At 65.0% G+C, this 14,244-nt stretch carries 13 protein-coding genes and 1 tRNA gene; 11 read left to right on the top strand and 3 right to left on the bottom strand.

Annotated elements, in window-relative coordinates:
• The first annotated feature begins 120 nt into the window (after positions 1 to 120).
• From AC1AUD_RS05945 to AC1AUD_RS05915, 7 genes are all read left to right on the top strand, one after another.
• Positions 121 to 1,863 carry a L,D-transpeptidase family protein gene (locus AC1AUD_RS05945; protein WP_476573024.1) on the top strand — a complete coding sequence of 581 codons (1,743 nt, stop codon included), beginning with the start codon at positions 121 to 123 and terminating at the stop codon, positions 1,861 to 1,863.
• A 177-nt stretch (positions 1,864 to 2,040) separates the two neighbouring features.
• Positions 2,041 to 3,540, top strand: a complete 1,500-nt coding sequence (gene sufB, locus AC1AUD_RS05940) for a Fe-S cluster assembly protein SufB (RefSeq protein WP_476573022.1) — start codon at positions 2,041 to 2,043, stop codon at positions 3,538 to 3,540.
• A gap of 1 nt (position 3,541) precedes the next feature.
• Positions 3,542 to 4,762: a Fe-S cluster assembly protein SufD gene (gene sufD / locus AC1AUD_RS05935; RefSeq protein ID WP_476573020.1), complete on the top strand. Its 1,221-nt coding sequence runs from the start codon at positions 3,542 to 3,544 to the stop codon at positions 4,760 to 4,762.
• A 30-nt stretch (positions 4,763 to 4,792) separates the two neighbouring features.
• Positions 4,793 to 5,572, top strand: coding sequence for a Fe-S cluster assembly ATPase SufC (gene sufC, locus AC1AUD_RS05930; RefSeq protein ID WP_476573018.1), 780 nt, complete (start codon positions 4,793 to 4,795; stop codon positions 5,570 to 5,572).
• A gap of 312 nt (positions 5,573 to 5,884) precedes the next feature.
• On the top strand, positions 5,885 to 7,156 hold the full coding sequence (locus tag AC1AUD_RS05925) for a cysteine desulfurase (protein ID WP_476573016.1): 1,272 nt from the start codon (positions 5,885 to 5,887) through the stop codon (positions 7,154 to 7,156).
• Between the two features lie 182 nt (positions 7,157 to 7,338).
• On the top strand, positions 7,339 to 7,890 hold the full coding sequence (sufU, locus tag AC1AUD_RS05920; RefSeq protein ID WP_476573185.1) for a Fe-S cluster assembly sulfur transfer protein SufU: 552 nt from the start codon (positions 7,339 to 7,341) through the stop codon (positions 7,888 to 7,890).
• Between the two features lie 168 nt (positions 7,891 to 8,058).
• Positions 8,059 to 8,652 carry a metal-sulfur cluster assembly factor gene (locus tag AC1AUD_RS05915; protein ID WP_476573014.1) on the top strand — a complete coding sequence of 198 codons (594 nt, stop codon included), beginning with the start codon at positions 8,059 to 8,061 and terminating at the stop codon, positions 8,650 to 8,652.
• Positions 8,653 to 8,805: 153 nt separating this feature from the next.
• On the opposite strand, the gene glgC is transcribed toward AC1AUD_RS05915, so the two are convergent.
• The 3 genes from glgC to AC1AUD_RS05900 all read right to left on the bottom strand — a co-directional run bounded on the left by glgC (position 8,806) and on the right by AC1AUD_RS05900 (position 11,230).
• A complete protein-coding gene (gene glgC / locus AC1AUD_RS05910; RefSeq protein ID WP_476573012.1) occupies positions 8,806 to 10,053 on the bottom strand; it encodes a glucose-1-phosphate adenylyltransferase in 1,248 nt (415 codons plus the stop codon).
• A 142-nt stretch (positions 10,054 to 10,195) separates the two neighbouring features.
• The gene (locus tag AC1AUD_RS05905) at positions 10,196 to 11,080 is read right to left on the bottom strand and encodes a TrmH family RNA methyltransferase (protein WP_476573010.1); all 885 of its coding nucleotides are present in this window, start codon (positions 11,078 to 11,080) and stop codon (positions 10,196 to 10,198) included.
• Between the two features lie 62 nt (positions 11,081 to 11,142).
• Positions 11,143 to 11,230 (bottom strand) — tRNA-Leu (locus tag AC1AUD_RS05900).
• A 128-nt stretch (positions 11,231 to 11,358) separates the two neighbouring features.
• Here AC1AUD_RS05900 and AC1AUD_RS05895 point away from each other — a divergent pair.
• The 4 genes from AC1AUD_RS05895 (at position 11,359) to ybeY (ending at position 14,227) form a co-directional block, all read left to right on the top strand.
• Entirely contained in the window at positions 11,359 to 12,156 is a 798-nt protein-coding gene (locus AC1AUD_RS05895; RefSeq protein WP_476573008.1) for a 16S rRNA (uracil(1498)-N(3))-methyltransferase, read from the top strand.
• A 70-nt stretch (positions 12,157 to 12,226) separates the two neighbouring features.
• Positions 12,227 to 12,565: a histidine triad nucleotide-binding protein gene (locus AC1AUD_RS05890; protein ID WP_476573006.1), complete on the top strand. Its 339-nt coding sequence runs from the start codon at positions 12,227 to 12,229 to the stop codon at positions 12,563 to 12,565.
• 46 nt (positions 12,566 to 12,611) lie between these two features.
• A complete protein-coding gene (locus tag AC1AUD_RS05885; protein WP_476573003.1) occupies positions 12,612 to 13,685 on the top strand; it encodes a PhoH family protein in 1,074 nt (357 codons plus the stop codon).
• Positions 13,682 to 14,227: an rRNA maturation RNase YbeY gene (ybeY, locus tag AC1AUD_RS05880; protein WP_476573002.1), complete on the top strand. Its 546-nt coding sequence runs from the start codon at positions 13,682 to 13,684 to the stop codon at positions 14,225 to 14,227. Before AC1AUD_RS05885 ends, ybeY begins: the two co-directional genes overlap by 4 nt.
• The last annotated feature ends 17 nt before the right edge of the window (positions 14,228 to 14,244 follow it).

Raw genomic sequence — 14,244 nt, 5'->3', positions numbered from 1 at the left:
ATAGCCGCGATGGCATAATAATGGGCATATCGGCCGGGTGCGTCGGACCGCCTTCCGAAAAGGGCGGGATGGGCGCGCCGCGGACGAGGAATGGATGAGGAAGACGGAACGAGAACGAATATGAGCGAACAGAATCTCAACACAGGGGATACGCCGCAGGGGTCTCTGGATCCCATGGGCGGAGCGCATGATCGGATGGCGGCGCCTTCGGTCGGCGCGTTCCCCCCGGCCGCGGCACCCCAGGGAACCGTTCCGATGGAACAGACCGCGTTCCCCGCCGCGGGGACGGATGCCGCCACGCAGGTGCTCAACCCGGTGGCCGGATTCGCCGACGAGGAGATCGACCCCGGCGATGCGCTGACCGCGTCCAAGCGTCGCCGTCGCGTCTGGCCGTGGATCGTGCTCGTCGTCGTGCTGCTGCTTGGCGCGGCCGCCGGCGGCACCGTCTGGTTCTTCCAAGGCGGCGGCCCGATGCCGCGCCATGCCCTGCCCGGCACCAGCCTGTGGGGCACGTCCGTGGCCGGCAAAAGCGCCGATGCCATCGCCTCCGACATCACGACGCAGGTCAATGACTCCACCGTGCCCGTGAGATACGAGGGCAAGCAGGCCAAGATCGGTCTGTCCGACCTGGGTCTCGACGTGGACGCCGACGCCATCGCCAACCAGGCCGTCGAGGCCAAGCGCGGCGGCGCTTGGTGGGAGCAGCTCATGTTCTGGGTCCACGAGGATGTCTCTCCCGAACTGGTCAATGAGAAGGCCGCCGACACCAGCGCGCTCAACGAGCGCCTCGGCATCGAGGAGACCAAGCCGGTCGACGCCACCGTCGCGCTCAACGCCGACGGCAACGGCTTCGACGTCACCCCGGGCCAACAGGGCCAGGGCGCCGATGCGACCGAGGTCGTGCGCGAGGCCGTCGACGCCGTCAAATCGCTGGGATCGGCCCAGCCCAAGACCGTGACCGTGAGCCTCGAGCCCATCGATCCCAAGGTCACCGATGACGTGGCGAACCAGGCCAAGGCCACGCTTGACGGCCTGGCCCAAAAGCCGCTTGAGATCAAGATCGGCGACCACACGATCGCCAGCCTCGACGCGAAGGCCCTCGCCTCGGCGATGAGCATCGACGCCAACGACAAAGCGCCGCTCAAGGACGGCCAGGGGCGCAACGGCTATGTCGTCTTCGACGCGGCCAAACTGCAGCAGTACTACGAGGCAAACATCAAGAACACCTTCAAGGCCGACCGCGTGGACGGCGACGTCGTGGTCAACAACAACGGCGACGTCATCGAGACCAAATCCGAGGGCCACGACGGCATCACCATCGCCGACGGTGGAGACGCCAACCTCGGCGCCGACGCGGCCAAGGCCCTTTCCGACGGCTCGCCCAGCGTCGAGGTGCAGGGCTCCGTCAACCCGATGGAGGAGAAGAAAACCAAGAAGCACGTCATCATCGACCTCAGCGACCAGACCCTGACCATGGTCGAGAACGACAAGGCGATCGCCACCTATCAGGTCGGCATCGGCCAAGGCAACGCCGCCGACGGCAGCGGCAGGTGCGTGGACGACTTCTGCACGCCCACCGGCGACTTCACGATCTTCCGCAAGGTCTACAACGAGACCATGCGCGGCGAGGTGGCGCGCTCCGACGGCACCATCGAGAAATGGGAGGTGCCCAACATCGGCTTCGCCAACTACATCACCTCCGACGGCGTGGCAATCCATCGCATCACCACGCAGATGAACAACTCGTCGGTCGCCGCCCAGCGCCCGCGCATCTCCCATGGCTGCATCGGCCTTGGATGGGATGTCGCGCAGAGCTTCTACGACTGGGCGCCCAACGGCACCAGCGTCCACATCCAGCTCTGAGCGTATTCGGCCGACGCACATAACTTATCCCCGCCGCGCGCCCCATCCGCGCACGGCGGGGATTTTTGTGTCCAAGCTCACGCTGACACGCGCTCCGGCATGTGGCCCGGCCGCGGCCATCGCCTATGCTTGTGCGTTAGGCTGTCCAGACAGGAAAGCACAGCAACGGAAGGCAGGATGGTGAGCGAAACCCAACAGCCCAACGCCGCGGCCGACGTGGAGATGAGCCAGTATGTGGCCGACCGCGGGCGCGTGAACGAGGACAAGATCAGGCAGGACGACGAGATCATCTCGCAGTTCGGCGACTACAACTACGGCTGGCATGATTCCGACGCCGCCGGCGAGGCCGCGAGGAAAGGCATCAGCGAGGAGGTCGTGCGCGAGATCAGCGCCGACAAGGGCGAGCCGGATTGGATGCTCGAATACCGACTCGCCGGCTACCGCGCCTTCGTGGAGAAGCCGATGCCCGACTGGGGCGTCGACCTGAGCGGCTTCAACGCGGACGACTTCAAGTACTACGTCAAGCCGATCGACAAGCAGGCCGCCAGCTGGGAGGAACTGCCCGACGACATCCGCACCACCTACGACCGCCTCGGCATCCCCGAGGCCGAGAAGAAGCGCCTTGTGGCCGGCGTCGCCGCACAGTATGAATCCGAGGTCATCTACAATTCGATTCAGGACGACCTGAAGAAGCAGGGCGTCATCTTCGTCGACACCGACACCGCCGTGCGCGAATATCCGGAACTGGTCAAGAAGTACTTCGCCACCGTCATCCCCGCCGACGACAACAAATTCGCCGCGCTCAACACGGCGGCCTGGTCCGGCGGATCCTTCGTGTACGTGCCCAAGGGCGTCCATGTCGACATCCCGTTGCAGGCCTACTTCCGCATCAACACGCCGAATATGGGCCAGTTCGAACGCACGCTGATCATCGCCGACGAGGGCTCGTATGTCCATTACGTCGAGGGCTGCACGGCGCCGATCTATTCGACCGACTCGCTGCACGCCGCCAACGTCGAGATCATCGTCGAGAAGGGCGCGCGCGTGCGCTACACGACCGTCCAGAACTGGTCGAACAACGTCTACAACCTCGTCACCCAGCGCTCCTTGGTCAAGGAACACGGCACGATGGAATGGGTCGACGGCAACATCGGCTCCAAGGCGACGATGAAATATCCCGCCTGCATTTTGGCCGAGCCGTATGCGAAGGCGGAGACCATGTCCCTCGGCTTCGCCGGCAAGGGCCAGTATCAGGACACGGGCGCCAAGATGATCCATCTGGCCCCGCACACCAGCTCCACGATCGTCGCCAAGTCGATCTCGCGCGGCGGCGGGCGCTCCGCCTACCGCGGTCTGGTCAAGATCGTCGATGGCGCGGAGGGCTCCTCCAACTCGACCGTGTGCGACGCGCTGCTCGTCGACGATTATTCACGCTCCGACACCTATCCGCATGTCGATGTGCGCGAGGACGACGTGTCGATGGCCCACGAGGCCACCGTCTCCAAGGTCTCCGAGGACCAGCTCTTCTATCTGATGAGCCGCGGCCTCAACGAGGACGAGGCGATGGGCATGATCGTGCGCGGCTTCGTCGAGCCGATCAGCCGCGAGCTGCCGATGGAATACGCGCTTGAATTGAACCGTTTGGTCGAACTGCAGATGGAAGGATCGGTGGGCTGATATGGCACAACAGGAAATCAACATCCCCGTCGCAGACCCGAAGGACCCCTATGCGGTGCCCGCGGCGATGCCGTCCAGCGCCGACAAGGAGCCACGCTCCTTCGAGCCGGCCGATTTCGCCATGCCGGCGCGCAAGGTCGACGATTGGCGATACACGCCGGTCGAGCGCATCGCCGAGTTCTTCGACGTGTTCGAGCCGTCCGGTACGACGACGGTCGACGTCGATATGATCGACGGATCCCCGCTGCCCGCGGATGCCGTCGTGGTGCGCGAGACGGCGTTGGACGAGGGCGCCGCGCTGGTCGGCAAGCCCTCGGACCGCGCCGCGGCCGTCGAATGGCAGGCCGCCGGTAAGGCCACCGTCATCGAGCTGTCCGGCGAAATCCCGACCCCGGTACGCGTGCGCGTGCATGGCGCCGGCGACGCGCTCGACGCGCTCCATCTGGTCATCAAGGCGGCCGACAAATGCCACGCCGATATCGTCGTCGAACACGATGGCGCCGCGCGACTGGCCGAGGGCGTGGAGATCGCCACCGGCGCCGATTCGCATGTCTCCGCCACCTTCATCCAGGAATGGGAGAAGAGCTCCAAGCATGTCGGCAACCATCGTCTCCATATCGGCGCCGGCGCTTCGCTGCGCCACTCCGTCGTCACGCTTGGCGGCGATGTGGTGCGCATCCGCATGGACCAGGACTTCGGCGGCGAACAGGGCGACCTCAATATGCTCGGCATCTACTTCGTCGACCCGGGCGAACACATCGAGCATCGCACGATGGTCGTGCACAACCATCCCGAATGCAAGAGCCGCGTCGTCTACAAGGGCGCGCTCGACGGCAAGGACGCGCACTCCACGTGGGTGGGCAACGCGCTGATCGAGCCGACCGCCCCCGGCACCGACTCCTACGAGCTCAACCGCAACCTCGTGCTCACCCCGGGCGCGATCGCCGACTCCGAACCGAACCTCGAGATCGAGAACGGCAATATCATCGGCGCGGGCCATGCCTCCTCGGTCGGCCGCTTCGATGACGAGGAGCTGTTCTACCTGCAGTCCCGCGGCATCCCCGAGGCCGAGGCGCGCAAACTCGTCGTGCGCGGCTTCTTCGGCGAACTCGTCGAGGAGATCGGCATCCCGGCCATCTCCGAGCATCTCATGACCGTCATCGACCGCAGGCTTGCGCGCGGCGAAAGCGCCGCCATGGCCAGTGTCCTCGAAGACAAGTAACCGCAAGCTTTGTGATATAGGAGAACATCAATGTCAACCCTCGAAATCAAGGACCTCTACGCCCACGTCGACACCAAGGAGGGCTCCAAGCAGATCCTCAAGGGCGCGAGCCTGACCGTCAACTCCGGCGAAACCCATGCCATCATGGGCCCCAACGGCTCCGGCAAGTCCACGCTGGCCTACACGCTGGCCGGCCACCCCAAGTATGTCGTCGACTCCGGCCAGGTGCTGCTCGACGGCGAGGACGTGCTCAAGATGACCCCCGACGAGCGCGCCAAGGCCGGCCTGTTCCTCGCCATGCAATATCCGGTCGAGGTGCCGGGCGTGTCGATGACCAACTTCCTGCGCACCGCCAAAACCGAAATCGACGGCGAGGCGCCCGCCATCCGCCAGTGGACCAAGGACCTGTCCGCCGCCATGAAGCGACTCAAGATGGATCCGAAGTTCGCCACCCGCTCGGTCAACGAGGGCTTCTCCGGCGGCGAGAAGAAGCGCGCCGAGGTGCTGCAGCTCGAACTGCTGCGCCCCAAGTTCGCCATCCTCGACGAAACCGACTCCGGCCTTGACGTCGACGCGCTGCGCATCGTCTCCGAAGGCGTCAACCGCGCCAAGGAGGCCAACGATTTCGGCATCCTCATGGTCACGCACTACACGCGCATCCTCAAGTACATCAAGCCGGACATCGTGCATGTCTTCGCTGATGGTCACTTCGTCAAGACCGGCGGCCCGGAGCTGGCGGACGAGCTCGAGGAGCGCGGCTACGACGAGTATCTGCCCGAAGGGTCCGACTCCGAGTCGGCGTTGGCCTGAGTTTTCTTTTTCGCTCTAAGGTTGCGTTCCAGCGTGGCTCCGTGGGGTCCCGGGATGTTCTCTTCGGGACACGCTCCGGGCCGCTCTGGCCAAGTCTTTACGGTCTCGAACAGAACATCCCGGGACCCCACTGGAAACGTTGGCGGACATACTTTCGTTGGTGCGTCTACGAAAGCGAGTGGTGTTCCCGATATGCTGTTCACGACCGTAGGCTTGGCCGAACGGCCTGGAGTGTGTCGGGAACAGCATATCGGGAACACCACGGAACCACGGGAATAAGCAAGATTTACAGCGCATCGCGAGGTAGGGAATATGACGGATTTTGAAGCGATACGGGCGCAGTTTCCGATTCTGGACCAGCGGGTGCATGGCAGGCCGCTGGTGTATCTGGATTCGGCGGCGACCTCGCAGAAGCCGCAGTGCGTGATCGATGCGGAGAGCGAATACTATCGCACGATCAATGCGGGCGTGCATCGCGGGGCGCATGAGCTGGCGGCCCGCGCCACCGTCGCCTTCGAGGAGGCGCGCGCCAAGGTGGCCAAGCTGGTCGGCGCGGAATCGGCGGAGGGCGGCGAAGAGCTTGTCGTCACCGGCGGCGCCACGGCTGGACTCAACCTGCTGGCCACGGCGTTCGGCAATGCGAGCCTTGGGCGCGGGGGAGAGGCGGCGAAACGCTTCGCGCTGGAGCCAGGGGACAATATCGTCGTCTCCAAGGCGGAGCATCATTCGGTGCTGCTGCCGTTCCAAGAGCTTGCGGCCCGCACCGGCGCGACCCTGCGCTGGCTTGATCTGGACGACGAGGGACGTATTCGCGTCGATGATGTGGATCAGGTCATCGACGAGCGCACCAAGGTCGTCGCGGTCACGCATGTGGGCAATGTGACCGGTGCGATCACCGACATCGCCCCGCTGGTGCGCCGTGCGCACGAGGTCGGTGCCCTGTTCGTGCTGGACGCCTGCCAGTCCGTACCGCATCTCAAGGTCGATTTCCATGCGCTTGATGTGGATTTCGCGGCGTTTTCCGCGCATAAAATGTATGGGCCGACCGGCGTCGGCTTCCTCTATGGGAAGCGCGAGCTGCTGGAGGCCCTGCCTCCGGCGCAATTCGGCGGCTCGATGGTCGAGCTGGCCTGGATGGACAAGCCGGCGCAGTATATGGCGCCGCCGGCGCGCTTCGAAGCAGGCACGCAACCGGTCGCGCAGGTCGTGGCCGCGGGAGTCGCCGCCGACTGGCTGATGTCGATCGGCATGGAGCGGGTTGAGGCGCATGAACGCACCATCGCGGCCGAGCTGCTCAAGCTCGGTGAGATCGAGGGCGTGCGCATCCTCGGGCCCCGTGACAACGAACGGCGCATCGGCACGGTCGCCTTCGACGTCAAGGGCGTGCATCCGCATGACGTTGGCCAGTTCATCGACGCCGCGGGCATCGCCATCCGCGTCGGCCACCACTGCGCCCAGCCCGTGCACCGTCACTTCGGCCTCTATGCCTCGAACCGCGCCTCGACCGGCGTCTACAACACCGTCGAGGATGCACAGGCCTTGGTCGAGGCCATGCGCGGCGTGCGTTCCTTCTTCGGCGCGTAATTTCCTGTCGTTTTGGATGGCGGGTCTTTTCCCTGTCATTCCAGAGCAATGGGACGTCCCCCGTCATCCTGAGCGAGCGAAGCGAGTCGAAGGATCTCCGGTTGGCATGAGATCCTTCGACTTCGCCCTGCGGGCTCCGCTCAGGATGACAAAAGAGTGGTTATATTGGAGAAACTATGGGTATGAGTGATTACGGCATGAGCGGGGATGCGTTGGAACAGATGTACCAGGAGGTCATCCTGGAGGCGGCCAAAAACCCGCATGGCAAGGAGCATTTCGCACAGGATCTGACCGACGAATCCTCGTCGGCGGGCGAATCCGTGGTGCAGGCGACCCACGCCTATTGCACCCCTGGCGAATCCCACCAGTTCAACCCGACCTGCGGCGACGAGGCGACCATCCACGTCGAGGTCTCCGACGGCGAGCCGCGCACACTCGAACGCGTGGTCTGGGACGGCCAGGGATGCTCGATATCACAGGCCAGCCTGTCCGTCATGGTCGATCTGGTGGCGGGCAAAACCGTCGACGAGGCGATGGCCTTGGCCGCCGATTTCCATGCGCTGATGGAATCGCGTGGCAAGGGACTCGACGACGAGGAAACCGTCGAGCGACTCGACGACGCCATCGTCTTCCAAGGCGTCTCCAAGTATCCGATGCGCATCAAATGCGCGCTATTGGCTTGGGAAGGCCTGAAGGACGCCACCGCCAAGGCGCTTGCCGCCAAGGGCGCGTGAACGCGCGGAGTATGGCGATGCCCGGGCGTTGCGTTGGGCCGGCAGATGAATTGTCTCCACGCCCTTCACAGCGCGCTTGGCTTGGCGTAGAGTTGCGTAGAGAAAAGCATGCCCATTGACGGGGCCTGCGACGACATTTGAAGATCACGGCGATATCCCGGAGGAACGATGAACGACAATCTGGTGCCCGAACCCTCCGCATCGGTGTTCGATGCGGTCAACGGCGTGCTGCACGACGAGGAGGCCGCGCGCCGCGTGATGGCCAATCCGAACCTGGCCAGGGGCTTCTCGGAAGGCCAGCCGATTGCGGCCAAGGCCAATGCCGACGACAATGCCCACACCGACTCCTGCGGATGCGGTGGACGGCATGACGCCTGCGGTTGCGAAAAAGACGCCGAGGCGGATATCCCGCTGAAGTTCGTCGACGACATCGGCCGCGCCACGGCATCCGATGTGCGCGAGGCGCTGCATCAGGTCATCGACCCGGAGCTCGGCATCGATGTCATCGATCTGGGCCTTGTCTATGGCATCGAGATCGACGACAAAGGCCGTGCCATCATCACGATGACGTTGACGACCCCCGCCTGCCCGCTGACCGATCTGATCGAGGACGAATGCGCCTCCACGCTGGCCGGATTGGTAGAGGAGTTCCGCATCGACTGGACCTGGAACCCGCGCTGGACGATGGAGCGCATCACGCCCGAAGGGCGCGAGCAGCTGGCCGCCCTCGGCTTCAACTTCGACAATTTCCCGGCTTACTGATGTCAGCTCGTGCCGTCTGCAATATGCGGCATACATACCAATGCGAAGGCCGTCCCGTGTGGGACGGCCTTCTATGTTGCGGATCCTTCGACTTCGCGTTGTACGCTCCGCTCAGGATGACGATGATGGGTGCGGTGGCCGCACCCATCATCGTCAGTCGTCGACGACGGTGCCCTTGGGCACGACGGTGATGCCGTCGGGGGTCACCGTGAAGCCGCGGGCCAGATCATGCTCGGTGTCGATGCCGACCGTCGAGTTCTCGGTGAGCACCACGTTCTTGTCGAGGATGGCCTTGTAGACGCGGGCGCGGCGGTTGATGGTCACGCCGTCGAAGAGGATCGAATCGACGACCTGCGCCCACGAGTGGATGTGGACGTTGGGGGAGAGCACCGAATGATGCACCTCGCCGCCGGAGACGATCACGCCGGGGGAGACGATCGAGTCGGTGGCGTGGCCGAGGCGGTCACGGCCGGCGTGCACGAACTTGGCCGGCGGCAACGTGCCGGTGTTCGTGTAGATCGGCCAGGCCTGGTTGTAGAGGTTGAACTCCGGCACATAGGCGATCAGATCCATATGCGCATCGTAGAACTGCTTCAGCGTGCCGACGTCGCGCCAGTAGGCGTGGTCGGTGTCATTGGAGCCGGGGATGACGTTCGTGTTGAAGTCGTAGACGCCGGCCTCGCCGCGCGCAGCGAAGTAGGGGGCGATGTCGCCGCCCATGTCATGCTTGGTGTCGGCGGCCTTCTCGTCCTTGGACAGCGCATCGAACAGCGCGTCGGTATTGGCGACGTAATTGCCCATCGAGGCGAGGAAGGAATTCGGATCGTCCGGCAGGCCCGCGCAGGTGTCGGGCTTCTCGAGGAAGGTCTTGATCTGGTTCGGGTGGTTCGGATCGACGTCGATCACGCCGAACTGGTTCGACTGGGCGATCGGCTGGCGGATGCCGGCCACCGTGAACTCGGCGCCCGATTCGATGTGCTGCTGCACCATCTGGCCGAAGTCCATGCGGTAGACGTGGTCCGCGCCCACGATCACGACGATGTCGGGCTCGACGTCCTCGATGATGTTGATCGTCTGGTAGATCGCGTCGGCCGAGCCGAGGTACCAGTGCTTGCCGAGGCGCTGCTGCGCCGGCACGGGGGAGACGTAGTTGCCCAGCAGCGAGGAGAAACGCCACATCTGCGAGATATGGCGGTCCAGCGAATGGGACTTGTACTGCGTCAGCACGATGATGTGCCGGTAATCCGAATTGACCAGATTCGACAGCGGGAAGTCGATCAATCGGAACGCGCCTCCGAAGGGCACGGCCGGCTTCGCGCGGTCACGGGTCAGCGGCATGAGGCGCGTCCCCTCGCCGCCTGCCAGAACGATGGACAGTATCTTCTGCTTGTTCTTGGCCATCGCCATATTCCTCTCTATCAGAAGCGCCTTGCGGCGCCGCACTTCACACCGGAGCAACATCGCCCGCGGTCAATGTCCATAATTGCACATTTTTTCCGCGACGCAAGCCATATCCGCGCGCGCGTCGGGATTGCGTCGTCTTTCAGCGCGGCTGTGTCGCATAGAAGGCGACGGCGCTCGAGGCGGCCACATTGAGGCTGTCGACGCCGTGCAGCATCGGGATCCGGACGGTCAGGTCGGCGCGCGCGATGGTGTGTCGGGACAGGCCGTCCCCCTCGGTGCCGAAGATCAGGGCGAGCTTGTCGATGTGCCCGGGGGCGCCGGCCGGCAGCCTCAGGCGGCGCGCGAGTTCGTCCATCGATATCGAATCGTCCTCTAGCGCCATCGCCGCCGTCGTGAACCCGAGGGACCGCAGTTCCTCAAGCCCCTCGAAGGGCCAGTAGCGCTTGTTCTCGGTGCCGTCGGGGTTGCGGCCGGTGATGCGGGTCCAGGGCACCTGGAAGACGGTGCCCATCGACACGCGGGCGGCGCGCCGGTAGAGGGGGTCGCCGCAGGAGGGGGTGACGAGCACCGCGTCGACGCCGAGGGCGGCGGCCGAGCGCATGAGCGCGCCCACATTGGTGTGGTCGACGATATCCTCCATCACGGCCACGCGACGCGCGCCGGCGACGACCTCGGCCACGGAGGGCAGGGGCCAGCGCCGCATGGCCGCCAAGGCGCCGCGGTGCAGACGGTACCCGGTCAGGCCCTTGAGCTGCTCGCCCGAGGCGATGTAGACGGGCACGTCGGCGCCCCAGCGTTCCTCGATGGCCGCGAAGGTGGAGGCCATGCCCTCGATCCATGCCTCCTCGACGAGCAGGGAGATCGGCTCGCGTCCGGCGGCGACGGCCCGGTCGATGACCTTGGGACTTTCCGCGATGAACAGGCCCTTGGCCGGCTCAAGACGATTGCGCAGCTGCATCTCGGTCAGGTTCACATAGGGCGCGACCCGCTCGTCGTCGATGGAATCGATCCTGATCAGACGCATGCGTCGTCCTTTCCGAAGGAGGATATGAAAAAGGCGGAATCCATATGGACTCCGCCTATCTGTGCCCGAGACGGGACTTGAACCCGTACGCCCGTTAAAAATAGGCACTAGCACCTCAAGCTAGCGCGTCTACCATTCCGCCACCCGGGCAGGTGTCGTTGTGACAACAGAAGGAAACTATAGCACCAAATCACACCAATGCAATTCGACCCATCTTTGGGCGTGTCGCGGGCGGAATAATGCCGTTATCGTCAGCCGCGTCGATACCATAGTCCCTTATGACCGACGCGCTTTTCCTCCTCGACCCCGACCATGACGACGTGCCCGTGAACACCGACGGACTCAACACCGGCTGGCGCATCACCCTGCCGGCCGATGTGCGTCGCCATGCCGTGCAGGCCATGCGCCTGAAGCCGGGCGACGCCATGCAGCTCTCCGACGGGCGTGGCCTGCGCATCCTGGCGGAGCTCGAGGACGGCGAGCAGGGCGTGGCGTTGGTGCGTGAATTCAGGCGCGACGCAAGGCCCACCACGCGTCTTGAGCTGGTGCAGGCGCTGGCCAAGACCGGACACGACGAGCAGGCCATCGACATGGCCACGCAGATCGGCGTCGACTCGGTGGTGCCGTGGCAGGCGGCGCGTTCCATCGCCAAGTTCAAGGCCGGGCGCACCGACCGCAAATGGCGTTCCGTGCTCGAATCCGCCACCGAGCAGGCACGCCGTTCGTGGATGCCCGAGCTGGCCGACTGCGCCAGCGACAAGGACGTGACCGCGATGTGCCTGCGGGCCAATGTGCATGGCGACATGGTGGTCGTGCTCCATCAGGACGCCACCGACACCTGGTCCGGAGTGGAGGCCAAGGTGGCCGAATTGGCCGACCGCTGCCTCAAGGACGGCAAGGAGCGCACCGTCAGCGTCGTCGTCGGCCCCGAGGGCGGCATATCCGACGAGGAGGCCGCCGCCTTCGCCAAGGCGGGCGCCCATGTCTGCGTGCTGGGCACCAATATCCTCCGCGCCTCGACGGCCGGTCCGGTGGCGCTGGCGCTGCTGTCGCGCGCCCTCGGCCGATACGAGTGAGACGCGCCTCCACGCGTCGCGGCGGCGCAATAGCATGGGGGAAGCGAAATCCCAAGCGAAAGGAACGGATATGAGCGAGTCTGACGACTGCCTGTTCTGCAAGATCATCGCCGGGCAGATCCCCAGCGAGAAGGTGTATGAGGACGAGACGACCTATGCTTTCAAGGACATCGCGCCCAAGGCGAAGGTGCATGTGCTCATCGTGCCCAAGCAACACCATGCGAATGTGTCCGAGCTGGCCGCACAGGATCCGGCCGAGCTCGCGCATATCGTCGAAGTGGCGCAGTCCATCGCCGACGAGGCCTATCACGGGCACTTCCGTCTGGTCTTCAACACCGGGCTCGACGCGGGGCAGACGGTGTTCCATGTGCACGCGCATGTGCTGACCGGCGAGAAGCTCGACGAATAGTTTCGAATAATCCCGACTTTTCCCGACTGATACGACAAAGGAATCCGTGGCAACCACAACACGAACCATCACCATCCCCACCCGGCTCGATCCGGTGGCCGTGCTCGGCCCCGTCGACGAAGTGCTGCGCGAGGTCGAGCGTGCCTTCCCCGAGCTGACGATCATCGTGCGCGGCAACCGCATCGCCGTGATCTCCTCCTCGAAGCAGACCGAGGCGCAGGCGGCGCAGGCCGAGGACATGCTCAACGCGATCGTCGAGGCCGCGCACACTGCGCCGATGGACGCCGACACCGTGCGTCGCATGCTCGACCAGCAGGTGCTGTCGAACGACGTGCGCGCCGCGCACCCGGGGCATGGACGGTCCACCGAAATGCTGCGCCGCGCCGAGTCGTCGCGCTCCCGCGAGGGCGAACGTCGGCGCGCGTCCGTCCCAGGCGTCATCGCCTTCGCCGGCGGACAGCCCGTGCGCGCCAAGACCGCGGGGCAGAGCGCCTATGTCAACGCGATCGAATCGAACACCATCACCTTCGCCATCGGCCCGTCCGGCACCGGCAAGACCTATCTGGCCGTCGCCAAGGCCGTGCGCGCCTTCGAGGACGGGCGGGTGCGGCGCATCATCCTGACGCGTCCGGCCGTCGAGGCAGGGGAGAACCTCGGTTTCCTGCCCGGAACCCTGAACGAGAAGGTCGACCCGTATCTGCGCCCGCTCTACGACGCGTTGTCCGACATGCTGGGCGCCGACCAACTCAAGCGGCATATGGACGAGGGATCCATCGAAGTGGCGCCGCTGGCCTATATGCGCGGCCGCACCCTGAACGACGCCTTCGTGATCCTCGACGAGGCGCAGAACACCACCGAACAGCAGATGAAGATGTTCCTGACGCGTCTGGGCTTCAACACGACGATGGTCATCACCGGCGACGTCACCCAGGTCGATCTGACCGTGCCGCGCTCGGGACTCAAGACCATCGAGACGATTTTGGGTGGCATCGAGGGCATCGCCTTCGCGCGCCTGGGCGCTTCGGACGTGGTGCGACACGCACTCGTCGGGCGCATCGTCGAGGCATACGAGCGGCACGCGGCCCTGTCCGCCGCCGCGGGCAAGGAGCGGATGGCATGAGCGTGGAAGTGACCAACGAGACCCCCTGGAGCATCGACCCGAAGGTCTTTTCCGACCTCGGGGTGTGGGTGATGGACCAGATGAGGGTCAGCACCCAGTCCGATCTGGCGATCATGTTCGTCGACCCCGATCCGATCGCCGAACTGCACGAGCGGTGGATGAACCTCGAGGGACCCACCGATGTGATGAGCTTCCCGATGGACGAGCTGCGCCCCGGCGACGACGGACGCGTGAGCGAAGGCGTGCTCGGCGACATCGTGATCTGCCCGTGGGTCGCCGCACAGCAGGCGGCCTCGGCCGGTCACAGCGCGCTCGAGGAGATGCTGCTGCTGACGGTCCACGGCATCCTGCATCTGCTGGGATATGACCATGCCACCGCCGAGCAGGAGCGTCAGATGTTCGGCCTGCAGCGCCAGCTGCTGCTCACCTTCATCGCCGTGCGGGCCGGCTCCATGGCACCGGCCGTGCTGCCGTCCGGAACCCCCGACGCGCTGGCCGAATACGATGCCATCCACGGCGGCGGCCGGCGTCTGTCCCACTGACGCCCCGCATATCCCCG

Source organism: Bifidobacterium sp. LH_730, from assembly GCF_056355835.1.
This window is presented reverse-complemented; position numbering and strand designations above follow the sequence as displayed.